Source organism: Mesorhizobium sp. L103C119B0 (genome assembly GCF_000502235.1).
Taxonomy (GTDB): domain Bacteria; phylum Pseudomonadota; class Alphaproteobacteria; order Rhizobiales; family Rhizobiaceae; genus Mesorhizobium.
In genome coordinates this window covers 96020-120790 of the sequence record NZ_AYXE01000021.1, presented here as the reverse complement: position 1 = coordinate 120790, position 24771 = coordinate 96020, and the positions used below count along the sequence as shown (strand labels likewise).

General features: G+C 63.9%; 20 protein-coding genes. 10 read left to right on the top strand and 10 right to left on the bottom strand.

What is annotated here, in order from left to right; translation table 11 throughout:
- Window positions 1–8 precede the first annotated feature (8 nt).
- The 4 genes from X728_RS140470 (at window position 9) to X728_RS140485 (ending at window position 6719) form a co-directional block, all read left to right on the top strand.
- Complete coding sequence (locus tag X728_RS140470) at window positions 9–1199, top strand: arabinose transporter (RefSeq protein WP_155924034.1); 1191 nt, start codon at window positions 9–11, stop codon at window positions 1197–1199.
- 308 nt (window positions 1200–1507) lie between these two features.
- Window positions 1508–5596, top strand: coding sequence for a Pls/PosA family non-ribosomal peptide synthetase (locus tag X728_RS140475; protein WP_023832849.1), 4089 nt, complete (start codon window positions 1508–1510; stop codon window positions 5594–5596).
- Complete coding sequence (locus tag X728_RS140480; protein WP_023832848.1) at window positions 5596–6054, top strand: GNAT family N-acetyltransferase; 459 nt, start codon at window positions 5596–5598, stop codon at window positions 6052–6054. The genes X728_RS140475 and X728_RS140480 overlap by 1 nt, the downstream gene beginning before the upstream one ends.
- Window positions 6051–6719 (top strand): 4'-phosphopantetheinyl transferase superfamily protein, encoded by a 669-nt coding sequence (locus X728_RS140485; RefSeq protein WP_023832847.1) that lies wholly within the window; start codon window positions 6051–6053, stop codon window positions 6717–6719. Before X728_RS140480 ends, X728_RS140485 begins: the two co-directional genes overlap by 4 nt.
- A gap of 307 nt (window positions 6720–7026) precedes the next feature.
- On the opposite strand, the gene X728_RS140490 is transcribed toward X728_RS140485, so the two are convergent.
- The 5 genes from X728_RS140490 to X728_RS140510 form a co-directional block, all read right to left on the bottom strand.
- Window positions 7027–7887 carry a patatin-like phospholipase family protein gene (locus X728_RS140490; protein WP_023832846.1) on the bottom strand — a complete coding sequence of 287 codons (861 nt, stop codon included), beginning with the start codon at window positions 7885–7887 and terminating at the stop codon, window positions 7027–7029.
- Window positions 7884–9260 (bottom strand): pitrilysin family protein, encoded by a 1377-nt coding sequence (locus X728_RS140495; RefSeq protein WP_023832845.1) that lies wholly within the window; start codon window positions 9258–9260, stop codon window positions 7884–7886. The genes X728_RS140490 and X728_RS140495 overlap by 4 nt, the downstream gene beginning before the upstream one ends.
- 188 nt (window positions 9261–9448) lie before the next feature.
- Window positions 9449–10804, bottom strand: coding sequence for a pitrilysin family protein (locus X728_RS140500; RefSeq protein WP_031195979.1), 1356 nt, complete (start codon window positions 10802–10804; stop codon window positions 9449–9451).
- 96 nt (window positions 10805–10900) lie between these two features.
- Window positions 10901–11455, bottom strand: coding sequence for a 16S rRNA (guanine(966)-N(2))-methyltransferase RsmD (gene rsmD / locus X728_RS140505; RefSeq protein WP_023832844.1), 555 nt, complete (start codon window positions 11453–11455; stop codon window positions 10901–10903).
- 47 nt (window positions 11456–11502) lie between these two features.
- Window positions 11503–13629 (bottom strand): pseudouridine synthase, encoded by a 2127-nt coding sequence (locus X728_RS140510; RefSeq protein ID WP_023832843.1) that lies wholly within the window; start codon window positions 13627–13629, stop codon window positions 11503–11505.
- Window positions 13630–13809: 180 nt separating this feature from the next.
- Here X728_RS140510 and X728_RS140515 point away from each other — a divergent pair, with 180 nt between their 5' ends.
- Complete coding sequence (locus X728_RS140515; protein WP_023682972.1) at window positions 13810–14262, top strand: nucleoside deaminase; 453 nt, start codon at window positions 13810–13812, stop codon at window positions 14260–14262.
- A gap of 28 nt (window positions 14263–14290) precedes the next feature.
- Here X728_RS140515 and X728_RS140520 read toward each other — a convergent pair whose 3' ends face one another.
- The 3 genes from X728_RS140520 to X728_RS140530 form a co-directional block, all read right to left on the bottom strand.
- The gene (locus X728_RS140520) at window positions 14291–14974 is read right to left on the bottom strand and encodes a hypothetical protein (protein ID WP_023832842.1); all 684 of its coding nucleotides are present in this window, start codon (window positions 14972–14974) and stop codon (window positions 14291–14293) included.
- A 201-nt stretch (window positions 14975–15175) separates the two neighbouring features.
- Window positions 15176–18148: an isoleucine--tRNA ligase gene (gene ileS, locus X728_RS140525; protein WP_023832841.1), complete on the bottom strand. Its 2973-nt coding sequence runs from the start codon at window positions 18146–18148 to the stop codon at window positions 15176–15178.
- 234 nt (window positions 18149–18382) lie between these two features.
- The gene (locus X728_RS140530; RefSeq protein ID WP_023824511.1) at window positions 18383–19186 is read right to left on the bottom strand and encodes a MipA/OmpV family protein; all 804 of its coding nucleotides are present in this window, start codon (window positions 19184–19186) and stop codon (window positions 18383–18385) included.
- Window positions 19187–19398: 212 nt separating this feature from the next.
- Here X728_RS140530 and X728_RS140535 point away from each other — a divergent pair, with 212 nt between their 5' ends.
- From X728_RS140535 to X728_RS140550, 4 genes are all read left to right on the top strand, one after another.
- Window positions 19399–19704 carry a metalloregulator ArsR/SmtB family transcription factor gene (locus X728_RS140535; RefSeq protein ID WP_023832839.1) on the top strand — a complete coding sequence of 102 codons (306 nt, stop codon included), beginning with the start codon at window positions 19399–19401 and terminating at the stop codon, window positions 19702–19704.
- Window positions 19701–20183, top strand: a complete 483-nt coding sequence (locus X728_RS140540; RefSeq protein WP_023730459.1) for an SRPBCC family protein — start codon at window positions 19701–19703, stop codon at window positions 20181–20183. Before X728_RS140535 ends, X728_RS140540 begins: the two co-directional genes overlap by 4 nt.
- Before the next feature lie 12 nt (window positions 20184–20195).
- Window positions 20196–20609 carry an MAPEG family protein gene (locus X728_RS140545; RefSeq protein WP_023671536.1) on the top strand — a complete coding sequence of 138 codons (414 nt, stop codon included), beginning with the start codon at window positions 20196–20198 and terminating at the stop codon, window positions 20607–20609.
- Between the two features lie 128 nt (window positions 20610–20737).
- Window positions 20738–21292, top strand: coding sequence for an HdeD family acid-resistance protein (locus X728_RS140550; protein ID WP_023671535.1), 555 nt, complete (start codon window positions 20738–20740; stop codon window positions 21290–21292).
- A 29-nt stretch (window positions 21293–21321) separates the two neighbouring features.
- Here X728_RS140550 and X728_RS140555 read toward each other — a convergent pair whose 3' ends face one another.
- Window positions 21322–22305: a bifunctional riboflavin kinase/FAD synthetase gene (locus tag X728_RS140555; RefSeq protein ID WP_023682976.1), complete on the bottom strand. Its 984-nt coding sequence runs from the start codon at window positions 22303–22305 to the stop codon at window positions 21322–21324.
- A 9-nt stretch (window positions 22306–22314) separates the two neighbouring features.
- Entirely contained in the window at window positions 22315–23175 is an 861-nt protein-coding gene (locus X728_RS140560) for a TIGR01459 family HAD-type hydrolase (RefSeq protein WP_023832838.1), read from the bottom strand.
- A gap of 336 nt (window positions 23176–23511) precedes the next feature.
- On the opposite strand from X728_RS140560, the gene X728_RS140565 reads away from it, so the two are divergent.
- Window positions 23512–24633, top strand: a complete 1122-nt coding sequence (locus tag X728_RS140565) for a TadE/TadG family type IV pilus assembly protein (RefSeq protein ID WP_023832837.1) — start codon at window positions 23512–23514, stop codon at window positions 24631–24633.
- Window positions 24634–24771 lie beyond the last annotated feature (138 nt).

Genomic DNA, 24771 nt, shown 5'->3' with positions numbered 1-24771 from the left:
GGCTGCCGATGACCAGGATGGCGCGGATGTCAGACCGAAATGGCGTCATGGCGGAACTGGTGCCGATCATGGCGGCTGTCTTCGCCGGCTTCCTGCTGATCGGCCTGGCGCTACCCGTCTTGCCGCTGCATCTTCACCAGCAGCTTGGCTTCGGCCCCTTCGCAGTGGGACTGGTGACGGGCAGCCAGTTCGTCGCCTCGATGCTGTCGCGCATCGGCGCTGGCAACTATGCAGATGGGCGCGGCGGCAAGCGGGCCGTCGTCGTCGGCCTCATTGCCGCTGCCCTGGCCGGGTTATTTTACCTCGGCTCGCTGGCATTGCTCGACCGCCCGGTAGCGTCCGCATCGGCGCTGTTTGCCGGCCGGGCGGTACTGGGCGCGTCCGAGAGCTTCATCATCACCGGCGGCGTCGCCTGGGGCCTCTCCGTTGCGGGCGGACAGAACTCCGGAAAAGTCATAGCCTGGGTGGGCACGGCGATGTTTGCGGCGCTCGCGCTGGGGGCGCCGGTCGGATCTGCGCTTTATGCGGCGAGCGGTTTAACCGCGATCGCGCTCGCGACGATCATCCTGCCGCTGGCGACGCTGCTTGCCATCCTGCCGATGCGCGGCACCAGCGCCGCCTCGGGCAGCGTGCCGCAGTCATGGAGGAGCGTGGCGAAAGCGGTCTGGCTTCCTGGCGTCGGAGCTGCTTTCAGCAGCCTCGGCTATGGTGCTATTCTGGGCTTCGGCGCCCTGCTCTTCGCCGAGCGGGGCTGGCAGCCGGTATGGCTTCCTTTCACGGCCTATGCTGCGTCTCTGATTGTGGCAAGGCTGTGCTTCGGCCACCTGCCCGACAGGCTTGGAGGCGCACGCGTCGCTGTGATCTTCGTTGTGGTCGAGGCGGCAGGGCTGATGCTGATCTGGCTTGCGACCGGGCCTGTTGTCGCCGCAATCGGAGCGGGTCTGACTGGCCTCGGCTACTCGCTGGTCTATCCCGGTCTCGGCGCCGAGGCCGTAAGCCGTCTTCCGTCGCGCAGCCGCGGCCTGGCCATGGGACTCTACACCGTCTTCCTCGACGTGGCGCTCGGCTTCGGCAGTCCGGCGCTCGGCCTGGTCGCCGCGTCGACCGGGCTGCAATTCGTCTTCTTGGCCGTCGCGGCGGCGACGCTTCCGGCGTTGGGCATCGCTCTGCTGCTGGGTCGCCGTAGCGCTCCAAGATAGACAGCTCGCCGGCGTCGTCCGCATGAGGTTCGCTCATATTCTGTTTCCGGGTTGCCACCAACGCTGAAGCCCTCCCCCGCAAGGTGCAGCGAGCGGCCGGCCAAGCTCCCCGCCCAGACACACTCCAGAAACAAAATTCAACAGTTCGGAAAAACCGGCGAAAAGATCGGGTGGCATAAGCTTCCCCGTCGGGATTCCGGGCACTTCCTTTTTGGAAGCCCTCCACCAACAAAATCGCAGCGGCGGCGCAGTGCCTCCTCCAGCGGCGGCACGAACAGCCGGGCGATGCCCGGCGAGGACGAGAAAGTATGGACATGGACTACGATATCGCCGAACTGGACAGCGACGCGGCAACACCGATCGGCGGCCTGCCAGGCATCGATGCGCTGGCACGGATCGCTCGCGGCCCGACAAGGAACGGCCAGGTCCTGACGGGCGCCGACTTTGCCCGGCAGCCGGGTGAGCGGCTCGATACGGTGTTCGAGCAGCTCGCCGTAACGTTTGCCGCACTGCCGGCGGTGATCTCCGAAGGGCGCGTGTGGACCTATCAGGAGCTGAACAGCCGCGCCAACCAGTTCGCCCGCATGCTGATCAAGCACGGCGTGCGGCCGGGCCACCGGGTCGGGCTCATTCTCGACCGATCGGCGGAAACCTATGTCGCGTTGCTGGCGGTGATGAAGGCGGGGGCTGCCTTCGTGCCGCTGGCCACCGCGTTTCCGCAGGAGCGGATGGCGCTGATCATCGAAGACGCCGCCGTCAGCATGATCGTCACCATCGCCGCCTATGCGTCGCGCGCCGGTCAACTGCCCGTTCCGCATGTGCTGATCGACAGCGCCGCCGCCGAGATTTCCGCGCAGTCGCCCGCGCCGCTGAAGCCGCAGGCGGCCGACGACATTTGCTACATCCTCTATACCTCGGGCACCACTGGCAAGCCCAAGGGCGTGGTCATCACGCACCAGAGCTTCGTCAATTTCATACACGTCGCGGCCGCCTCCTACGGCTACCGGCCGGGCGACCGGGCGTATCAGGGCATGACCATTGCCTTCGACTTTTCCTCCGAAGAGATCTGGGTGCCGTTCGTCGCCGGCGCGACGGTGGTGCCGGCACCTGGCCAGATGCCGCTGGTGGGCGAGGAACTGGCGGATTTCCTGCGCCTCCATGACATCACCTGCATGGCCTGCAGCCCGACATTGTTGTCATCGATGACATCGGACGTTCCCAGCCTGCGCACGCTTTTGGTGGGCGGCGAGGCCTGCCCGCACAATCTGGTGGTGCGCTGGTCGAAGCCGGGCCGGCAGATCCTCAACACCTACGGGCCGACCGAGGCGACCGTCACCGCAACGATGGGGGCGCTGACGCCGGACCGTCCCGTCACAATCGGCGCGCCGTTGCCGACTTACTCGATCGTCATTCTCGACGCTTCGCTGCCGCAACTTGCCGAGCCCGGTGAACTGGGCGAGATCGGCATTGCCGGCATCGGGCTCGCCGTCGGTTATCTGAACCGGCCGGACCTGACCGACCAGAAATTCATCGCCGATTTCGTCGGCCTGCCGAACAACCCGTCGCAGCGCATCTACCGCACCGGCGATCTTGGCCGGATCAACGATAGCGGCGAGATCGAGTATGCCGGGCGCATCGACACGCAGGTGAAGATTCGCGGATATCGCATCGAACTCGGCGAGATCGAGGCGGTGCTGCTCGACCAGCCCGAGATCGCCCAGGCCGCCGTGACCACCTGGGAGATCGAGCCCGGCCGCGTCGAACTCGTTGCCTATTACGCGCTTAAAACCGGCGTAGCGGCGGTTTCCCGTGCGGATCTCGCCCAGACGATGAAGCGGCGGCTGCCCGACTACATGGTGCCCGCCTATCTGGAGGAACTGCCTGCCATCCCGATGACCGTCTCCAACAAGGTAGACCTGCGCCAGCTGCCGAAGCCGACGAGCATCCGGCTTTCGGCCGATCGCACGATGGTGCCGCCCGCCAATGAGGACGAGCGTTTCCTGGCGGAAGCGCTGGCCACGGTGCTGAAATTCGGCGCGGTGTCGGTCGAGGATCACTTCTTCGACGATCTCGGCGCCAACTCCTTGCTGATGGCGCATTTCTGCGCGCGCGTGCGCACCAGGAAGGAATGGGCGACGACGTCGATGCGCGACATCTATCTCTATCCCACAGTGGCGCGCCTGGCGCTGCATCTGGGGGTAGCGGAGGAGATGACGACGGCAACCAACGAGCCGGTCCTCACCCGCCGGGCCTCGAATTTCGCCTACTGGACCTGCGGCGCGGCGCAGCTTTCGTTCTACGGCCTCTACAGCTACGTGGCCCTCTGGGCGATCAATGACGGCCTCAACTGGATGTATGACGCGCTCGACGATCCGCTGCAGCTCTATATCCGGTGCGTGGCGCTCTCGGCCGCCGTGTTCTTCGGCATGTCGGGCTTTGCAGTCCTGGCGAAATGGGTGCTCATCGGCCGCTGGAAGGCCGAGGCGTTTCCGATCTGGGGCGTGCGCTACTTCCGCTTCTGGGTGGTCAAGACGTTGATCCGCACCGCACCCGTCGTGCTGTTCCGCGGCAGCCCGCTCTACAGCCTCTATCTGCAGCTGCTCGGCACCAAACTCGGGAAAAACGCCGTCATCGAATCGAAGTCCGTGCCCGTCTGCACGGATCTTATTTCCATCGGCGCCAACACCATCCTGCGCAAGGAATCGATGATCCTCGGCTTCAGGGCCCAGTCCGGTTATATCCACACCGGGCCGCTGACCATCGGCCGCGATGCCTTCGTCGGCGTCGGCTCCACGCTCGACATCGACACCAGGATCGGCAACGGCGCCCAGCTCGGCCATTCGTCCTCGCTGCATCGCGGGCAAAGCATTCCCGACGGCGAGCACTGGCATGGATCGCCGGCGGTGCCGACCACGGCGGACTATTGCAAGGTGCGCAATGTCAATCCTTACCAGGTCCGGCGCTTCCTCTATGAAGCGCTGCAGCTGGTCGGCCTGTTTGGCCTCGTCACCCCGCTGCCGCTCCTGTTCCACAGCTACTGGGAATATGTCGGCGACGACTATCAGGAGACGATCGGCCTTGTCGCAATCGGCACCACGGTCACGCTTTTCGGCTATATCGCGGCGGCTTTCCTGGCAGCGACGCTGGTGCCGCGCCTGACGAGCCTGATCTTGAAGCCGGGCCGCACCTACACGCTTTACGGTTTCCGCTACTGGCTGCAGACCGTCGCCGAATTCGCCAGCAATTCCCGCGTGCTCGGGCTCCTGGCCGGCGACAGCTCGGCGATCGTGCACTACATGCGCGCCATCGGCTGGAACCTCAACAGAGTGGTGCAGACCGGTTCCAATTTCGGCTCCAACCAGCAGCACGAAAACCCGCTTCTGTGCGAGATCGGCACCGAGACCATGGTGTCGGACGGGCTGTTCATGATCAACATGCACAAGTCCGCCTCGGCCTTCAGGCTCGAGCCGACGCGCATCGGCGAGCGCAACTATCTCGGCAACAACATCTATTATCCGCCGGACGGGCGCACGGGCGACAACGTCCTGCTCGGCACCAAGGTGATGATCCCCATCGACGGGCCGTTGCGCGAGAATGTCGGCCTTCTCGGTTCGCCCGCCTTTGAAATCCCGCGCATGGTGAACCGCGACAAGGAGCTTATCGCGGGCGTCGACGAGGCAGACCGGCGCCGGCGCATCCCGTTCAAGAACCGCCACAACCTGGTGACCATTCTTCTGTTCCTGGCAACGCAATGGGTCATGCTGTTCGTCACGCTGGCGATCTGGGACCGGGCGCTGAACTACTATACGGAATGGGCGGAGGTGGCGCTGTTCGCCGCCGTCATCTTGACCTCGGCGATCACCATTCCGTTCTACATTCTGGTCGAGCGGGCAAGTCTTGGTTTCCGCGGCTTGAAGCCGCAGATGACGACCATCTACGACGTCGCCTTCTGGCGCCACGAGCGCCACTGGAAGCTGGCGGATTCGCCCATCGTGCGCCTGTTCGCCGGCACGCCGTTCCGGCCGATGATCCTGCGCCTGCTCGGCGTCAAGGTCGGCAGCCGGGTCTATGACGGCGGCAGCAATTTGACCGAGCGTTCGCTGGTCGAGATCGGCGACGACGTCACGCTCAACGAGGGCTGCGTGATCCAGGCCCATTCGCTGGAAGAAGGCGCGTTCAAGTCCGATTTCATCCGCATCTGCGATGGCTGCACGCTCGGGCCTTCCGCCTTTGTCCACTACGGCGTGGTGATGGGCAAAGGCTCGATGGTCGACGCGGACTCCTTCGTGATGAAGGGCGAAGAGCTGGAGCCCAACTCGATCTGGCGGGGCAACCCGGCCAAGCTGCATCGCTTCGTCGAGCCGCTGCCGGAGGATAGCGTCAAGGCAACGGCTTGATGGGCGCAGACGTCCGTCTCGTTTCGCTGGCTGCGGCCAACCGGGCCCTGGTCGCGGCTCTGGAACTGGCTGCGGATCAGATGGATTTCGTCGCCAGCAATGCGGAGTCGCTGGACGAAGCCGAAACCGACGGGGACGCTCGGCCGCGCGTCGTCATGGCAGGGGATCGCGTCGTCGGTTTCCTGATGTACGAGGCGCCGCAGGACGACGACGAGGCGCGAATCTACCGCTTCATGATCGATCGCGTCCATCAGGGCCAAGGCTACGGCAAGGCCGCTTTGCGCGAAGTGCTGGATGAAATCATGCGGCTCGGCCACATCAGCCACGTTTCGATCTGCTACGAACCTGGGAATGAAGCGGCACGCCGCCTCTATCGCGCTGCCGGTTTCGTCGAAGAAGGGCCCGACGAGGACGGGGAAATGATCGCCGACCTCGCTCTGCGGGGCGAACAGCCATGACGCGCCCGCTCGATGCCGGCGCCAGCCTGTCGGCGCAGTTGCTGGCGGCGATGGCCGCCATGGCACCCGCCGGCGTTCGGATCGGATGCCGCACGATCCGCGAAGGCGATGAGAACCATTTGCTGCCGCAGGAAGCACACTCCATCCCGTCACGCCTGCCGCTGATGCGGCGGGCGAGTGGCGCGGCGCGGTGGATCGCGCACGAGTTGCTGGCGGATATGGGCTTGAACGACGTCGCTATCCTCCGCGGCTCCTCCGGCGCACCGGTATGGCCTCATGGAGTAACGGGGTCGCTGGCTCACGACGACGAGATGGCCGTGGCGGCCGTCGCGCCGCTCTCCCACGTCGCCTCGCTCGGCATCGATATCGAGCCCGCTTTGCCCCTGCCCGACGACATCTTCGCGCTGGTTGCAGCCCCCGCTGACCGGATCGACGCAACCGACCCGTATCTTGCCGGTCGCATCCTTTTTGCCGCCAAGGAAGCTGTCTACAAGGCCGCCTACCCGCTTGATGGCGAAGTGCTGGGCTATGAGGACATCACCGTCGATCTCGACGCAAGCGACGCTGTGACGAAGACGGGCCGCAGAGCGAGACTGGTTTACTGCGTTGCTCCGTGTGTGGTCGTTCTGGCGTTTGTCGATGGTGTCCGAAGCGCCCCCCTTTAAGCGCGAATGGGCCAGCGCCCGACAGCTGCTCAACAAAGCGCATTTTGTTCGCAGAGCGGTCGCAAGGAGCCTGTCTCGACCGTACAGTTCAGCAATGGCGTGGTGGCGCTGGAATATGCGGCTGGGAAGGTGTGAGACGCTGGTCGGGGTAATCTCCCCCCTTGAGGGGGAGAATGTCGCCGAAGGCGACAGAGGGGGTCGGTCCGTCCTGACGCACCTCCTACCGACCGCAGGAGGTCGAGCTTCACGCGAGACGACCCCCTCTGGCCCGCCGGCCATCTCCCCCTCGAGGGGGGAGATCGGCAGCTCACCCTGCTTTCTTCCCCCGCTTGCCCTTGGCACGCGCCTCGACCACTCTTTCCACCTCGCGCTTCAGTTCGTCCTTGACCTCCTGCGTCTCGGCAAGCAGCGTGTCGATCTTCATGAAATCGAGCACGCGGTATTTCGACACTGGCGGGCGGATCAGTATGTCGGGGGGGCGCTGGTTCAGCTTGTGGGCGATGATCGACTGCATCATCAATTGCGTGGCGCCATACATCAGGTCGACCGTGGTCGGGTGCTTGCGCTCGGCCTCGCTCGGCGCGCCGACGACGTCGATGGCGATGATGATGTCGGCGTCGTTTTCGATGAGGTCGAACGGCACCGGATTGTAGATGCCGCCGTCGATCAGCACGCGGTCGTCGCGCGTCACCGGGCGGAACACGGCGGGAATGGCAGCCGAGGCGGCGAGCGCCGAATGCAGGTCGCCCTCGTCGAAGACGGCCAGCTTGTGACCGAAATAGTCCGTCGCCGTCACCTTCAGCGGGATTTTCAGCTCGGCGAAGGTTTCCGGGATGGCTTCCGGCAGGAACGCCTTCAAGATGCGCTCTATGTTGAACTGGCTGACTCGGATGCCGCCCTGCATCGCCTCGGCGATGGTGCCGGGACGCGAGCGCCACATGCGCGCCGCCACCTCGGCGCGGCGGCCGAGGATCGAGCGGGCGTAGTCCTCGATGTCCTTGCCGCTCATGCCCGAGGCCATGCCGGCGCCCATGATGGCGCCGATCGAGGAGCCGGCGATGGCCACGGGCTTGATGCCGAGCTCGTCCAGCGCCTCGACGATGTGGATATGGGCGAGGCCGCGCGCGCCGCCGCCGCCAAAGGCGATACCGAAAGTCGGACCTGTCATTTGGCCTCCAGCTTCGGCCCGATGCTCATGATCGCGGGCGCCGGCGTCAGCAGCTTCTTCGCCGCTGCCTTGACCTGATCGAGCGTCACGCCGTTGATGAGCGCCGCGCGGCGCTGCACGTAGTCGATGCCGAGATTGTCGAGCTGCAATTCCACCAGGGTCGCGGCAATGGCGCTGGAAGAATCCAGATTGCTGATAGCATAGGAGCCGACCATGTATTTCTTGGTGGCGTCCAGTTCGGCCTCCGTCGGCCCCTCCTCGGCCATCTTCTTGACCACCTCCTTGACGATGCCGAGCGTCTCGGCGGCGCGATCGGAACGCGTTGCGGTGGTGATGATCAGCGCATTGGAATGCTGGTGGTCGACCAGGTTGGAATCGACGGAGTAGGCCAAGCCGCGCTTTTCCCGCACCTCGTCATAGAGGCGCGAGGTGAAGGTGCCGCCGCCGAGAATCTGGTTCATCAGCACCGCAGGGAAGAAATCCGGCGCATCGCGCTTCACACCGGGATAGGCAAACTGCAGCGAGGTCTGCGGCAGGTCGTAGTCGACCTCGAGCTGCTGGCCGAGCTTCAGCTCGGTATCGGCAACCGGTTGCAGCACCTGCTTTTCCGGCAGATCGCCGAAGACCTCATCGAGCTTCCGTTTCAGCGTCGCGGCATCTATGTCGCCGACCACCGCAACATGCAGGCCGCTGCGGGCGAAATTGGCCTTGTGGAAGGCAGCCAGATCCGCTGCCGTGATGGTGGCGATGCTGTCCTTGGTGCCCTGGTCGGGCCTGGAATACGGATGTTCGCCATAGATGGCGCGCAGCCATTTGGTTTGCGCGACGGTGTTGGGGTCACGCTCATTGGCGATGATGCCGGACAGGATCTGGGCGCGGATGCGGTCGATCGGCGCCTGGTCGAAGCGCGGGCTGGTGACCGCCAGCCTGAGCAGGTCTAAGGCCGCATCCTTCTGCTCGGCCAGCATCCGCATCGCGCCATAGGTGCCGTCGCGCGCCGCTTCGAAGCCCATCTCTGCGCCGGCATCGTCAAGCTTGATCTGGAAGGCCTCGCTGTCGAGGTCGCCGGCGCCCTCGTCGAACAGGCCGGTCATCAGATTGACCAAGCCTTCCCGCCCCGCCGGATCCTGCGTCGAGCCGCCATCGAAGACGAAGCGGATGGCGATGATCGGAATGGAGTGGTCCTCGACCAGCCAGGCATTGACGCCCTTTGACGAGGTCACCGGCTGAATGTCCATCGCGTGCGCGGCAAGCGCCGGCAGGATGAGGAAGAAGATGCCGAGGAACAGTGTGGCGAAGGCGTGGAGAACCGCGATGCGCCTATGAGTAATCGCATCAGGCCATTGATCGCCAAGGTCAGTGCCGCCCCTCATCGCCCTGCCGGGCACTTCTCCCCGTATAGTGACGGGGAGAAGGGGGCTCGCCGCGACGCTGGCGCTCTTCTTACGATGCTGATGGTTGGCGAAATCGGCGATGACAGCGCCCCTCTCCCCGTCACTATACGGAGAGAGGATGCCGGCAGGCAGGTGAGGGGCAGCGCCAACGCTCAATCTTGTCATCATCAATTCCCCGCCTGTTGCTGCGGCAAGAGATAGCCGGTCGTCGTACGGTCGAGCAGCAGATAGCGTGCGGCGACCGCCTTGATCTCATCGGCGGTGACCTTGCGAATGCGGTCCGGCCATTCCTCGATATCCCTGACGTTGCCGCCGGTGGCGAGCTCGGCGCCGTAGAGATTGGCCATCTCGTCCTGCTTGTCGCGGGCGAAGATCATGGCCCTGATATAGCGGGCCTTGGCCTTCTCCAGCTCGTCCGCGGTGACGCCGTCCTTGACGATGCGGGCGATCTCGGCCTCGACGGCCGCCTCGACGTCGCTCAGCTTGGCGTCGCCGCGCGGCGCGCCATAGACGGTGAAATTGGTGGCGTCGAGCATCGTACCCTGGAAGAAGGCGCCGGTCGCCGATGCGATGCCTTGCTTGACCACGAGCTGCTGGTAGAGCCGGCTGCGGCTGCCGCCGCCAAGGATCTCTCCCAGCAGGTCGAGCGCCTCGGCCTCGCCCGGTTTTGCCGTGTGGTAGGACGGAACCACCCATTGCGTCGAAAAGCTCGGCACCGAAACGCGCCCATCGGTGAGCGTCACCGTCCGCTTGGTGTTCTGCTCCGGCTCGACCGGGCGGATGCGCGGGGGCAGGTCGGGACCGCGCGCGACCTTGCCATAGGTTTTTTCGGCCAGCGCCTTCACGACCTCCGGCTCGACATCGCCGGCCACGATCAGCACCGCATTGTTGGGCCGGTAGTATTTGTCATAGAAGGCAACCGCATCGGTGCGGTTCAACTGCTCCATCTCCTGCATCCAGCCGATCACCGGAATGCGGTAGGGCTGGTTCTGCCAGAGCGTCGCGTCGACCTCTTCGTCGAGCACCGCCTGCGGATTGCTGTCGATGCGCGCGCGGCGCTCTTCCAGGATCACGTCGCGCTCGGTCTTGATGACCTCGTCGGTCAAGATGAGGTTGCGCATGCGATCGGCCTCGAAGCTCATCATCTCACCAAGTGCCGGGGGCGCCACCGTCTCGTGGAAGGCAGTGTAGTCATATGAGGTGAAGGCGTTGTTGGAGCCGCCGATGGCCGATATGGCGCGGTCGAACTCGCCCGCGGCGTGGTTGGTCGTGGCCTTGAACATCAGGTGTTCGAAGAAGTGCGCTATGCCGGACTTGCCTGGCGGCTCGTCGGCGCTGCCGATCTTGTACCACACCATATGGGTGACGATGGGGGCGCGATGATCGGGAACGACCACCACCTCCATTCCATTGTCGAGCAGGAAGTTGGCCACCTTGCCATCATCCGCGGCCAGGGCCGGGCCGGCCATGGTCAGCGCGGTGGCGAGCAAGGCTCTCCGCAGCCATTCAGTATGAAATGTCATTGATGGCTCCGGTTGTTATCGCGCGACGATAGGCAAGGTTAGCCGCGGAGGCAAAGTGAATTGTGCGTCATTTTGAAGGCGCCGGTCGCTCCACCCTTACGCAAGCTCGATGAACCGGACCACCGTCTCGCCGTAGTTTCGTTCATCAACCACCGAGAATTCCGGCCCAATCTCGAAGGGCGCCGAGGCGGCTTCCTCGACCACGCAGAGCGCGCCGGGCAGCAACCAGCCGCCATCCCTGGCCGAGCGCAGGGCGCGCTCGCCAAGGCCCTTGCCATAGGGCGGATCGGCGAAGACCAGGCCGAATGCCGCAAGCGTACCGGCCTCACCCAGGGCGGTCGCGTCGCGGCGGAAGATCTTGGTGCGGCCGGTAAGGCCAAACGCTTCGACATTGGTGCGGATCAGGCCGCGCCCTTCGGCCGATTCTTCGATAAAGACGCCATAGGAAGCGCCGCGCGACAGCGCTTCGAGGCCGAGAGCGCCGGTGCCGGCGAAAAGGTCGAGCACGCGCGCGCCCTCGAGCTTGTCGGCAAAGCGGTGCGCCAGCACGTTGAAGACGGCCTCGCGGGCGCGGTCGGTCGTCGGGCGGATGGCATGGTCGCGCGGCGTCGCCAGCGGACGCCCGCGAAATTGGCCGCCGACGATTCTCATTTATGCCCGGGTCTCATTTAAGGCCGGATCTCATTTAAGTCCCGGCATCATCTGGTCCTCGGGCCCTTGGGACCGTTGCGTGGCCGCTCGCCGCCCCGACCGCCATCCGGACGCTCGCCACCCGACTTGCCGAACGGCTTGGCGCCGCCTGGCTTGCCATAGGCGGGCTTGCCATAGCCCGGCTTGCCATAGGACGGCTTGAATGACGCCTTGCGCGCCTTGGCCTCGGCCGCCTTGGCGGCATCGGCTTCCGCCCTGCCCTTGCCGATCGGACGCGCGCCCGGCGCCATCCAGACATTAGCCTTGCGCTGGCCCGGCGGATCGATCGGCCGCTGCTCGCGCTCGGGCTTCTTGCCGCCGCGCGGTTTGTCACCAAAGGCGCCGCGCGGCTTGTCCGAAAACTCGCTGCGCTCGGGTCTCGGGCCGCGTTCGCCAAAGCTCTTTTCCGGCCTCGCGCCCCTTTCGGGACTGGTCGACAGCTTGCCCAGTGCTTCGTCGCGGCTGCCTTCGCGGCGCTTGCGGTTCTTGATCAGACCGCCCTCGCCGATCGGCCGATGGTCACCCTCGCGGGTGACTTTCGGCCGTTCCGGCTCCGCGTCACGCTCTCGCCGCACCGGCTGGTTGGAAAACGGCTTGATGATCTCGGCGTCGAAATTGGCGCCGGATTCCTCGACCAGACGCTCGCCGAGTTGGTCGCGAAGCACGCGGCCCTTGATCTCCAGCACATGGCCTTCGGCGAGATCGTCGAGCTGGAACGGTCCGTAGGAGATACGGATCAGCCGCGTCACGTCGAGGCCGAGCGATCCAAGGATGTTCTTCACTTCGCGGTTCTTGCCTTCGCGCAGGCCGATCGTCAGCCAGGCGTTGGTGCCTTGCTCACGGTCGAGCGTCGCTTCGATGGCGCCGTAGAAGACGCCGTCGACGGCAATGCCTTCACGCAGGCCTGCGAGCATGCTTTCCTCGACCTTGCCATGAACGCGCACGCGGTAACGGCGCAGCCAGCCAGTGGCAGGCAGTTCGAGCACGCGCGACAGACCGCCATCGTTGGTGAGCAGCAGCAGGCCTTCGGTGTTGATGTCGAGGCGGCCGATGGTCATCAGCCGCGGCAATTCGGCCGGCAGCACGTCGAACACGGTCTTGCGGCCCTCGGGGTCGCGGTTGGTGGTAACAACGCCGGCAGGCTTGTGAAACAGGAACAGGCGGGTGCGCTCGATCGGCGGGATCTCCATGCCGTCGAGATGGATGATGTCGCCCGGCATGACGTTGAAGGCCGGCGAGGTCAAAGCCCGGTTGTTGACCTTGACACGGCCCGCCGCGATCAGGTCTTCGGCGTCGCGGCGCGACGCCAGGCCGGCGCGGGCCAACCGCTTGGCGATACGCTCGCCGGCTTCTTCCGCATCTGCCGGACGCGGGCGCGGCTTGAAGGCGCCGCCAGATGCTTGCGGCCAGTCACCACCGAAATCGCGCTTGGGGCGATCGCTGAAGTCACGCTTGGGACGATCTCCGGCGTCGCGCTGCGGGCGATCGCCAAAATCGCGCTTTGGCCGGTCAAAACGCTTTTCGCCCTCGGCGGAAGCAGGCCGATCGCCACGCGGTGCGTAGGGCTTGCGCGGCCCTTCACGCTTTTCGAAAGGCTTGCCTTCGGGACGCGGCCCCTTGCTGAATGGCCGATCGCCGCCCTTGAAATCGCGCTTTGGCCGCTCGCCATCGGCCGCAACCGGCCGATCGCCGCGCGGTGCATAAGGCTTGCGCGGCCCCTCGCGCTTTTCATACGGCTTGCGTTCACCCTCGGCCGCCATAGGGCGATCCCCACGCGGCGCATAGGGTTTGCGCGGCCCTTCGCGCTTTTCATACGGCTTGCGCTCGCCTTCGGCTGCCATCGGCCGGTCACCGCGTGGTGCATATGGCTTGCGCGGTCCCTCGCGCTTTTCGAAGGGCTTGCCTTCGGAACGCGGACCTTTGCTGAATGGCCGGTCGCCACTTTTGAAATCGCGCTTGGGCCGCTCGCCCTCAGCCACTGCCGGCCGGGCGCCGCGCGGTGAATAGGGTTTCTTGGCCCCGAAGGAGGGTTTGCCGCTTTTGCCGGCGGCGCCATCGCGGCGCGGCCCCGCGGCTCCAGGGCCGCTTTTGCCCGGGCCTTTGTGGCGCGGAGATTTCTTGTCGTTGTCGTCCATGTGGCCTTTGCCTTGTTGCGCTGCTACAGCGTGGCGCATCCTTTCGGACGCGCAAAGGACGCTATAGCACTTTGATTTGGCGCATGATCATTTCCGAAAATCTGTTCCGATATTCGGGTTGACGCGCTCCATAACAGGATCACCGCCAAGTGGCGAGGAGATAATCGGAATGGAAACCGCGTGAAGCGGCCGGATTTCATGGCGCTGGCGCTGAAAGAGGCGCAAGCCGCCGCCTTGCGCGGAGAAGTTCCGGTTGGCGCCGTCATCGCCAGCGGCGACACGGTGGTGGCATCCGCCGGTAACCGCACCCGCGAACTTGCCGATCCGACGGCGCATGCCGAAATGCTGGCCATCCGTGCGGCCTGCCAAACGCTCTCCAGCGAGCGGCTGACCGGCCACGACCTCTATGTGACGCTGGAACCCTGCGCCATGTGCGCAGGCGCCATTTCCTTCGCCAGGCTGCGCCGGCTCTATTTCGGCGCGGCCGACGAGAAGGGCGGCGCGGTGGTCAACGGCGTGCGCTTCTTTGCCTCGCCGACTTGCCACCATAAGCCCGACATCTATCCGGGCATGGCCGAGGCCGACGCGGCGCTGCTGCTCAGGGAATTCTTTCGGGAAAGACGCGAAACGTAGAGCCTTCAGCTACCGAAGGCGACGGTTCCTACCAGGAGGGCAGCCAGTCGAAGAGCCCGCCGCTCTTGCCCTTGGCGGCCGCTTCCTTCTTGAGGCGGCGTTCCTTCTTGTATTCATCCTCGCCGAGTTCGCCCTGCGGCGCCGTGTCGGAGGCAGCTCGATAGGCCAGAGGCGGCTCGCTCAGATATCTGCGAGTGTTGGGGTCGCCCTGCTTTTGCTCTGCGGTGCGGCGCTGGATCTCGGCGGCGCGGCCCTTGTCTGAATCCTTCGGCGACCAGGCCGGCGGGTGGCTGGAGCCCGAATCCGCCAGCGCCTTCTTCACGGAAGCCGGATCGGTCTGCACGTCATCGACGATCCCCGACTGATAGGACGGGTCGTCCTGGTGGGCAGTGGCGTCGGCACGCAGGCGGGCGCGGCGCTGCTCGGGCGATTCGGGCCAATCGGTGCTCGCCGTCTCGATGCTTTCCTGCGGCGGCGGCAGCACTTCCTTCTGCCCCGGCGCCGGCTTTACCAGCTCCGGACGCGGCCTGTAGTCGATCTGTTCCTTGTGCTTGGGCGTGATGGCGAAGGCGCCGGAAAGGTCGCCGGCAAGCTGCTCGCCAGCCGTCTTGTCGGTGCCGTAGGTCGGCGAACCCATGCAACCGGACAGAGCGAGGCCGGACGCGACAAGCGGCGCCAGCAGCGCAACGCGCATGGAAGTTCTGTCGATCATGCCAAAAAGTCCCACTCTAGACAGCCTCTCGATCGCCACCGGCCGAAGGTCCGGTCCCCATCGTCCACGCTCTTGCGACGGAATTCCGGCGACAATTTGTCTTCCGGAGTTTCGTCTGTTTAGCTGAACCACTCGTTAAGGGCAACGCGCGGGCGGTTTTCACCCGCCCGCCCTGGCATTTGTGCACCGGCTTATGAGCGCTTACAAACGCCCCAGAGCCTTGAGTTCATGCAGCACGGCGGCATCGCGGGCAGACACGTCGGGGAATTCCACGTCCTGCCCGACATCGGCGGTATAGCGCCACGAGCGCGCGCATTTGACCAAGCCGCGGTCCTCGGCCTTTTCAACCACCACCGCGACACCCCTGACGTCGTCGAGCGCAAAGGCGCCTTCCGGCGCCTTGCCGTGGGCGATGACGAGATCGCTGGTGATCGCCATTTCGGCCATGTCGACATCGGCGATCGCGGCTTCAAGCGCGGCATCGTCGAGGGTCACGACCGGCACGGCTTCCAGCGAGGCACCGATGACCTTCTGAGCGCGTGCGATCTCGAGCGCGCCGGTGACGACTCGGCGGACCTGCCGCACCTTGCGCCATTTTTCCGCCAGTGCCTCGTTCTTCCAGTCGGCCGGAATCTCGGGGAACTGGTCGAGATGCAGCGAGACAGCATCCGGATGACGGTCGAGCCAGGCTTCTTCCGTGGTGAAGGGCAGCATCGGCGCCAGCCATTTCACCAAGCAGTCGAAGAGGTGGCGCACCACTTGCACCGAGGCCTTGCGCTTCACGCTGGCGGGTCCCTCGCAATAGAGCGCGTCCTTCCTGATGTCGAAATAGAAGGCCGACAGCTCGACCACCATGAAGTCGAGCAAAGTGCGGGTGATGCGTTTGAACTCGAACGCGTCGTAGCCCGAGCGCACGACCTCATCGAGCTCGGCCAGCCGATGCAGCATCAGCCGCTCCAGTTCCGGCATCTTGTCCAGCGGCACCTCCTCGCCATCGTCATGGGCGAGCGTGCCCAGCATCCAGCGGATGGTGTTGCGGAGCTTGCGGTAGGCGTCGATGTTGGTCTGCAGCACGTTCTTGCCGAGACGCTGGTCTTCCCAATAATCCGTCGTCACCACCCATAACCGCAGAATGTCGGCGCCGGACTGCTTGATGACGTCTTGCGGCACGACGGTGTTGCCGAGCGATTTCGACATCTTTCGCCCCTCCTCATCCATGGTGAAGCCATGGGTGACGACGGTGTCGTAAGGTGCCCTGCCCCTGGTGCCGCAGCTTTCGAGCAGCGAGGAGTGGAACCAGCCGCGATGCTGGTCGGAGCCTTCGAGATAGACGTCGGCCGGCCATTTCAGGTCCGGACGGTCTTCCAGCGTGAAGACATGCGTCGAGCCCGAATCGAACCAGACGTCGAGGATGTCCATCACCTGCTTCCATTTGGAGGCCTCGTGATTGCCGAGGAAACGCTCCTTGGCGCCGGCAGCGAACCAGGCGTCGGCGCCTTCCCTCTCGAATGCGTCCATGATGCGCTGGTTGACGGCTTCGTCCTTCAGCACATTGCCGTCCTCGTCGGCAAAGACGGCGATCGGCACGCCCCAGGCGCGCTGGCGCGACAAGACCCAATCCGGGCGTTCCTCGATCATGGCGCGGATACGGTTCTGGCCGGCCGCCGGCACGAAGCGTGTGTCATCGATCGCCTTCAGCGCACGGCTGCGCAGCGTCGTGCCGTCGCCGAGGTCCTTGTCCATATAGACGAACCATTGCGGCGTGTTGCGGAAGATGATCGGCTTCTTCGACCGCCACGAGTGCGGATAGCTGTGCTTCAGCCGGCCGCGCGCGAACAGCGCGTTGCGCTTGATCAGTTCGTCGATGACCGCCTGGTTGGCATTGCCCTTCTTGCCGTTGTCGTCGATGACGCGCGCCGCCCCGCCTTCGCGATCCGGGCCAAAACCCGGCGCGTCCCTGGTGAAGAAGCCGGCATCATCTACAGTGAAGGGGATGGCAGGGTCGATGCCACGTGCGCGCAAATCCGATGCCGCATCCATCCAGGCATCAAAGTCCTCGCGGCCATGGCCGGGCGCGGTGTGGACGAAGCCGGTGCCGGCGTCGTCGGTGACATGATCGCCGGCCAGCATCGGCACGGCGAATTCGTAGCCGCCGCCGAGACCTTTGAAGGGATGTGAAAGTGTAAGGCTTCCAAGCTCTTCGACCGAAACGCTGCGAAGGCGATTCAAGGTGACCTTGGCCTTGGCCGAAGAGTCTTCGGCAAGCGCATCTGCAAAGATCAGCTTTTCACCGGGCTGTGGACCGAACGAATTTTCGGCTGCGGTAACTTCATAAAGGCCGTAGCCGATCCGTGACGAATAGTTGACGGCACGGTTGCCGGGGATCGTCCACGGGGTTGTCGTCCAGATGACGACGTGGGCATCCCTCAGTTCCTTGATAGCTTCCCAAGCGCCACCCAACTCGGGTGTCGTGACAGTTCTTCCTGATCCAGCGCCGACGATCGGGAACTTCACCCAGATCGTGTCGGACTCATAGTCCTGGTATTCGATCTCGGCCTCGGCCAGTGCGGTGCGCTCGACGACGCTCCACATTACCGGCTTGGAGCCGCGATAGAGCTGGCCCGACATGGCGAACTTCAACAACTCCCCGGCGATGCGCGACTCCGAGTGGAAAGCCATTGTCGTATAGGGGTTCTTGAAATCGCCAACGACGCCGAGCCGCTGGAACTCGCCGCCCTGCACCGTGATCCAGTTCGCGGCGAAGTCGCGGCATTCCTTGCGAAACTCGTTGACCGGCACCTCGTCCTTGTTCTTGCCCTTGGCGCGGTACTGTTCCTCGATCTTCCATTCGATAGGCAGGCCGTGGCAGTCCCAGCCGGGCACGTAATTGGAGTCGTAGCCGCGCATCTGGAACGAGCGGGTGATGACGTCCTTGAGGATCTTGTTCAGCGCGTGGCCGATATGGATGTTGCCGTTGGCGTAGGGCGGGCCGTCATGCAGCACGTATTTTTCGCGGCCGGCGGCCGCCTCGCGCAGCTTGGCGTAAAGGTCCATATCCTGCCAGCGCTTGACCAGCAGCGGTTCCTTTTCCGGCAAGCCGGCGCGCATCGGGAAATCCGTCTGCGGCAAATAAAGCGTCTTGGAATAGTCGATCGTTTCAACAGTGTCGGTCATTGGTCTGCCATGTGCATTGCCCGGCGGGCGTAAAAGCTCGGGCGTGAACTATCATGATTTGGAAAAAGCGCGAGGGGGCGCGCAAAACTCCCGGCGGCTCCGGCGGCGCTCAGGCCGCCCGGAACACCGGGCCTGTAATTCGTATCGTCAGCGCACGAAGGCGCGAAAAGCTAGTCATTGCCGGGCTTTTAGCCGAGAAAGCCGCAGGAATAAAGCGTCTCTTGTTCGATTCACTTACATCGCGAAGTCGAAGCGATAGGTGGTCGAGACGCCGACCGTGAACTGGTTACGGTCGCCGCGCTCCTTGACCAGGCTGGAATCGGCGGCCGGGCCCATCAGGCGCGCATATTCGCCGAACAGGCTGGCGGTCATCGGATCGGTCACCTTCCAGGTGATGGCGCCACCAAGGCCGGTCGATTTCAGGCCGCCGCCAGGATGGTATTCGCTCAGGCCCGAGGCCGCAGCCTCCTTGGCGTTGACACCATAATAAGAGTCGAAATAGCCCGACGAGGCAAAGGACACGCGTGGTCCGCCCGAAATTCTGACAGTCGGCGTCACGTCGTAGAAAGCATCGGCGGCGATGTCGGCGACAAAGCCATCATGGGCACGAATGCCATGGCGCAGTTCGGCGCGGGCGCGCAGCCAGTCCGTCGGATAGATTTCGAAGAAGCCGCCGACCTCACCGCCCCAGCGCACCGGGTCGAGGCCCTTGAGCTCATCCTTGCTGTCGCGGGAAAACAGGAATTTTCCGGTCAGGCCGGCGCGGACGCCGCCATCGTCGACCAGCGCCAGCGAGATGTTGTCGTTGCGCGAGGTAAAGCGCGCGGCCGGGCCGGCTTTGCCCAGCGAGATGATCGGAGATGCGCTGAGCAGATAGCTGTTGGAGCCCTCGAATTTCGGCGCGACCATGCCGGTGGCGCCAAGCGTCAGGTACCAGTCGCCGGACATCCAGCCGAAGGCACCCTCGCCCGCATTGGCGGTGGACACAGTGAGCAGCGCCGAGGCGAGAAACAGCGGAATCGTCCAGACAATACGCATCATCACCCCATACGCGAAACAAACGGAGAGAACACCCGGCAGCCAAAGCCATGGCGCCGGTTCGGTAAAATTTGACTTAAAATCTACAGCAGTGGCGGCAACTGCGACCCTGTTTTTTTGCGCTGTGGCCCATTTGAACAGGGCGCCGCCGGGCCTGTGGCGATTTGACAGAAATAGCGAGGTTGCCTAAATTCGCGTTAGTGCAGACTAACATGAACAGATGGACCGCGCTTGGCGACCCGACCAGGCGGACGATCTTCGAACTGCTGGTCGAACAACCCTGTTCGGTCGGGGAATTGGCTCGTGCGCTTCCTGTCACCCGGCCGGCGGTCTCGCAGCACCTGAAGGTGCTCAAGGACGCCGGCCTCGTGGCCAACACACGGCTAGGCAAGCAACGCATCTACCGGGTCGAACCGGAAGGCTTGGCCAGCCTGCGCGCCGAACTCGACCGGTTCTGGAGCAAGACCTTGGCGGCCTACAAAGTGTTCGTCGAACAGCCCTTGAAGGAGCAGGAATGAGCACACATCAACCGCCCGTGAGGCACTCCATCCTTGTCGAGGCTCCGATCGCACATGCCTTCAAGGTCTTCACCGAGGACTTCGGCAGTTTCAAACCCAAAGAGCATAACCTGCTTGCGGTGCCGATCGCGGAGACGATCTTCGAACCCCGCGTTGGCGGTCACGTCTACGACCGCGGTGTGGATGGCAGCGAGTGCCGCTGGGCACGAGTGCTGGCCTACGAGCCGCCGAACCGACTGCTTCTGAGTTGGGATATCAGCCCTCAATGGCAGATCGAGACCAATCCGGACAGGACCAGCGAGTGGGAAGTCCGGTTTACGGCGGAGACGAATAGCCGGACCCGCGTCGAGATCGAGCATCGCAATCTCGAACGTCATGGCGAAGGCTGGGAAGGCGTGCGCTTTGGGATTGACGGTGATCGAGGCTGGCCGCTGTATCTCAGGCGATTCCAAGATCTTTTTGCCAGCAAGGTGACCTGAAGGAGCACAATTATGGAACCCTATTGGCTAAGCATCCTCGGTGTACTGATCCTCTGTCTTTTGTCAGTCGCGCTGGCGGTTTACTCGGGTTCGTCCAAGGGATTTGCCGGAGCGCTTTCCGGTCCGGTGATCCCGGCCGACGACGCCAATCTCCTCTACAGGATCGACCGCGTGCATATGAACTCGGTCGAGGCGCTGGCGCCTTTTGTCGTCCCGGCGGTGCTGGCCATGATGGTTGGCGTTGGGTCGGCCACGTTGGCGACCATTGTCTGGGTTCATGTGGCGATACGCCTGCTTCACCTGGGGGTTTACCTACGCGGCGGCAATGCCGCCAAGGGTGGCAGTGTCAGAACGATCGTCTACGTCTCTGGAGCGATCGTCACGCTTGTCCTCGTCCTTGTGACTGGGTGGGCTGCCATAAATTGACACGTACGCGCGAACTTCAAGCCACCGACGCTTTGTTTATTTACTAGCCGTCGCCATCGGCTGGACGTCCGCTATAGCCGGGGCTAACCTCCCGGCAAGGTGCCAGGCGATTTCGAGGAGATGCAGCAATGACCCTGCACGGTGATACCCTGAAAGATGCGATCGGCCGGACACGGGACAAATGGGGGTGGTTCGTCGCGCTCGGGGTGCTGCTGCTCATCTTCGGCGGCATTGCCTTCGGCAATCTGTTCATCGCCACCGTCGCCTCGGTCTATGTCGTGGGCTGGCTGATGCTGATGGCCGGCATCATCGAGATCGTGCATGCCTTCGGCGTGAAGACCTGGAGTCGCTTCTTCTATTGGCTGCTCAGCGGTCTACTTTATGCCGTTGCCGGTTTCTTTGCCTTCGACAATCCGCTTCTGGCCTCGACGGTGCTGACCTTGCTGCTGGCGGTGGCGCTGGTCGCTTCAGGCGCGCTCAGGGCCTGGGTCGGCTATAGCCACCGACCGGAAAAGGGCTGGGGCTGGGTCGTCGCGGCGGGCCTGATCAGCGTGCTGGCGGGGCTGACCATCGCCATGGGCTGGCCGGTCAACAGCCTGTGGGTGCTCGGCCTGTTCCTGGCCATCGACCTGATCTTCCAGGGCTGGAGCTTCATCGCTCTCGGACTGGCGTTGAAGAAGTAGGGGCTTGAAGAGGTAAGCGGCCGGAAGGCTCAAAAAGCGATGGCGCCGTCCAGATCCGAAAGCGGCCTGACGCCGGCCAGCAGCGCGCGCGCCTCCGCCTCGTCGCGCTTCATTTGTGCCACCAGCCCATCGAGCCCATCGAACTTCACCTCGGGACGCAAAAAGCCGAAGAGCGATACGTCGCAGATCTCGCCATAGAGATCGCCGGCAAAGTCGAAGACGAAGGTTTCGAGCAGCGGCGCGCCATTGTCGTCGACAGTCGGGCGACGCCCGAAGCTGGCGACACCATCATAGAGCGTGCCGTCGGCGCGGCGAAAGCGGACGGCATAAATCCCTTCCTTCAGAGTCGTTTCCGGCGAAAGCCTCATGTTGGCTGTCGGGAAGCCGAGCGTGCGGCCGAGCTGCTGGCCGCCGATCACTTCGCTTTCGACGGTGAAGCGGTAGCCGAGCAGGCCTGCGGCCTCGGCGACCTCTCCCTCGCAGAGCAGCTCGCGGATACGGCTCGACGACACCACCTCGGCGCCCTCGTCGCGAAAGGCGTCGACCAGGGTGACGCCGAAACCATGGCGCTCGCCTGCCGCCATCAGAAACGCAGGACCGCCCTGCCGGTCCTTGCCGAAGTGAAAATCGAAGCCGGTGACGGCATGGGTGATGCCGAGGTTCGTCTCCAGCACATCGGTCACGAAAGCCTCGGCCGACAGGCCGGCAAAGGCGCGCGTGAACGGCTGTTCGACGAGTGCGGCAAAGCCCAGATGCGACAGCAGCCGCGCCTTCATCGGCGGCGGCGTCAATACGAACAGCGGCATATCGGGCCTGAACACCTTGCGCGGATGCGGGTCGAAGGTCAGCACTAGCGCCGGCACGCCGCGCCGCCCGGCTTCGGCAAGCGCGCGATCGAGCACCGCCTGGTGGCCGCGATGGACGCCGTCGAAATTGCCGATCGCCACCACGCCGCCGCGCAAATGCGGCGGCAGCGGCGCGGTTGCTGAAATGTGTTCGAAAGCTGCGCTCATGCAGCAACCCTACCGCAGTCTCGGAATGACGGCGACCGGCCGGTAGCCGTGCTTTTGCAGAAAGGCTGCAAGCCTGGCGGGGTCCGGCTGCATGGGATCGCCATAGTCGCGCGCGTGAATGCCGCCCGAGACGTAAAGCACGTCAATGCCGTTGTCGGCGGCGCCCTTGACGTCGGTCATCATGCCGTCGCCGATGGCCAGCACCTCGGTGCGCGCGACGTCTCGGCCGAGAAGCACGGCAACCTCCCGCAGCGCTACGTCATAGACCGGCGCATAAGGTTTTCCGGCGATCAGCGTGCGGCCGCCAAGCTGGGCATAGTCGCGCGCCAAGGCGCCGGCGCACCAGATCATGCGCTCGCCGCGTTCGACCACGATGTCGGGATTGGCGCAGATGAAAGGCAGGTTCCTGGCGCGCAGCCGGCGCAGCAGATCGGCGTAATCCTCAGGCGTTTCCACCTCGTCGTCGAACAGCCCGGTGCAGACCGCGCCGGAGGCCTCGAACTCCTCGACGAGCTCGACGTCCAGACCGTCATAGAGGGTGAAATCGCGGTCGGCGCCGATATGGAAGATTTTTCGTGGGCCTTCGGCGATAAGGTCGCGGGTCACATCGCCTGAGGTCACGACGCGGTCGTAGGCGGCGGCGGGAACGCCGATCGCATTCATCTGCACCACCACATCGGCATTGCGGCGCGGCGAGTTGGTGATCAGGACGACCGGGACCTTCGCCGCACGCGCGGCGGCAAGCGCTTGGGCAGCCGCCGGAAAATGCCATTCGCCATTGTGGATCACGCCCCAGACATCGCACAGGATGGCCGAGTAGGCGCCCGACAAATCCGCGAGCGAGCCGATGATATCAGGCGAATCCGCCATGCCGTTTACCTGCTGTGACGATCATTGCGAGAGCTGCAGCCGACGGTCCGCCGCAACCGGCCCCGCATTAACCGAAGCGTTTCATCCTGTCACCAGCTTTTCGGCACGTGCCAGGCTGTTGCGCAACGGGCTGATCGAAGGTTGCACAGGCAGGAACCACCCTACTCCGAGCTTCGGTCTATCGAAACAATGTCGCACCGCTGATCACCAGGGCCGAGTGGTTAACGAGCCTTGAAAAGATGGGCCTATGTTGAACGCATTTCAGCAACCTGAAATTTAACGATTTTGTGGGCATCTTCGGACCGATATTGGGGTCCTGGCAGGGGTGCTGAAGGCATGATCCGCAGATTTCTGAACGACAGACGCGGCAACTATGCCGGAATAGCTAGAACAGCCGGCCAGTTGGTTCGTTCGCGCGATGGGTCGATGATGCCTGTGGTCGTGTTGCTGATCATCCCGCTGATCGCCGCCGTGGGCCTTTCGGTCGACTACACATCGGCCGTGAACACCAAAGACGGTATGCGCAATGCGCTCGATGCGGGCATCCTGGCGATCACGACGATGCCGACCAACACCAGCAAGGGCGATCGCGAGGCGATGCTGCAGCAGTCCTATAAGGCCAATGGCGGCCTTGGCACCGCAACGCTTAACAACGTGACGATCGACGCCTTCGGCAGCGCGAGCTTTACCGCTTCGGCGAGCTATCCTATGCCGACCGACTTCATGTCGATCGCCAATATCAAAACGGTGCAGATCGGCGTGAACTCGGCGGTGCGCAAGACGCCGGCGCTGGTAGAGACGACATTCAAGGTCAGCAAAGTGTCGGGTCATTGGGGCAAGACGATGACCCTCTACGGCACCAAGTTTGGCGCGACCACAGCCAAGCCGATGATGACGATCGAGTACGCCTATAACGGCTTTGGCGATCCGAAAGGCTATGGTACGACCATCGTCAAAAAGATCACCAATGCGGGCGGCGCCGACATCATCACCACGGTCCAGAAGCAGGAGTGCAAGACCGCTACCGTGAAAAATTTCAACAATCTTCCGGCAGGGGCCATCACCCAGACCAGCGGCAGCACTAAATACCTGACGACCTGCACCAATACGATGTATCCTGCCAACAGCGACGGCGCGATAATCGATGTCAGCCAGATCAACGAGCTTTATCTCGAGATGAATGTGCCCTCGGGAAACCCGAAGATACTGAAATCGAACGATCCATTGACGTCAAACCGCCTCTACATCGGCCCGAGCGCCACCGACATGCCCGAAGTGGCGACCGGGAATAAAGTCGACATCTTTACCTCCGTTCCCTGCGGCCAGACCGGCTATCAGGCTTGGGAAGACGGCGGCAACCCCGTGCCGGCACCGGTTGCCAATGCCGACTTCTTCTACAGCGTGCAGGGCAAGTGCGATTACAACCAGCGGCCGTCTGAGACGGTACTGACGCAATAGAGGGCTGCCGCCCGCAATATGACCGATCCGAAAGTTCAGAGGGATGATGGCCTCGTGAGGCTATTCTGTGGCCGCGATACGGACTGCCGCGCGCCGCCTTGCTGTGAGCATCATAGCCAGTTGGAGACGCCAACTGGT

Coding starts and splice junctions, on each gene's coding strand:
- X728_RS140475 (WP_023832849.1), top strand. CDS start 1,508: ATGGACATGGACTACGATATCGCCGAACTGGACAGCGACGCGGCAACA.
- X728_RS140510 (WP_023832843.1), bottom strand. CDS start 13,629: ATGGACGACAACGACAAGAAATCTCCGCGCCACAAAGGCCCGGGCAAA.
- X728_RS140560 (WP_023832838.1), bottom strand. CDS start 23,175: ATGGCGGATTCGCCTGATATCATCGGCTCGCTCGCGGATTTGTCGGGC.
- X728_RS140490 (WP_023832846.1), bottom strand. CDS start 7,887: ATGACAGGTCCGACTTTCGGTATCGCCTTTGGCGGCGGCGGCGCGCGC.
- X728_RS140470 (WP_155924034.1), top strand. CDS start 9: ATGACCAGGATGGCGCGGATGTCAGACCGAAATGGCGTCATGGCGGAA.
- X728_RS140565 (WP_023832837.1), top strand. CDS start 23,512: ATGATCCGCAGATTTCTGAACGACAGACGCGGCAACTATGCCGGAATA.
- ileS (WP_023832841.1), bottom strand. CDS start 18,148: ATGACCGACACTGTTGAAACGATCGACTATTCCAAGACGCTTTATTTG.
- X728_RS140480 (WP_023832848.1), top strand. CDS start 5,596: ATGGGCGCAGACGTCCGTCTCGTTTCGCTGGCTGCGGCCAACCGGGCC.
- X728_RS140495 (WP_023832845.1), bottom strand. CDS start 9,260: ATGAGGGGCGGCACTGACCTTGGCGATCAATGGCCTGATGCGATTACT.
- X728_RS140540 (WP_023730459.1), top strand. CDS start 19,701: ATGAGCACACATCAACCGCCCGTGAGGCACTCCATCCTTGTCGAGGCT.
- X728_RS140500 (WP_031195979.1), bottom strand. CDS start 10,804: ATGACATTTCATACTGAATGGCTGCGGAGAGCCTTGCTCGCCACCGCG.
- X728_RS140545 (WP_023671536.1), top strand. CDS start 20,196: ATGGAACCCTATTGGCTAAGCATCCTCGGTGTACTGATCCTCTGTCTT.
- rsmD (WP_023832844.1), bottom strand. CDS start 11,455: ATGAGAATCGTCGGCGGCCAATTTCGCGGGCGTCCGCTGGCGACGCCG.
- X728_RS140485 (WP_023832847.1), top strand. CDS start 6,051: ATGACGCGCCCGCTCGATGCCGGCGCCAGCCTGTCGGCGCAGTTGCTG.
- X728_RS140520 (WP_023832842.1), bottom strand. CDS start 14,974: ATGATCGACAGAACTTCCATGCGCGTTGCGCTGCTGGCGCCGCTTGTC.
- X728_RS140535 (WP_023832839.1), top strand. CDS start 19,399: ATGAACAGATGGACCGCGCTTGGCGACCCGACCAGGCGGACGATCTTC.
- X728_RS140555 (WP_023682976.1), bottom strand. CDS start 22,305: ATGAGCGCAGCTTTCGAACACATTTCAGCAACCGCGCCGCTGCCGCCG.
- X728_RS140550 (WP_023671535.1), top strand. CDS start 20,738: ATGACCCTGCACGGTGATACCCTGAAAGATGCGATCGGCCGGACACGG.
- X728_RS140530 (WP_023824511.1), bottom strand. CDS start 19,186: ATGCGTATTGTCTGGACGATTCCGCTGTTTCTCGCCTCGGCGCTGCTC.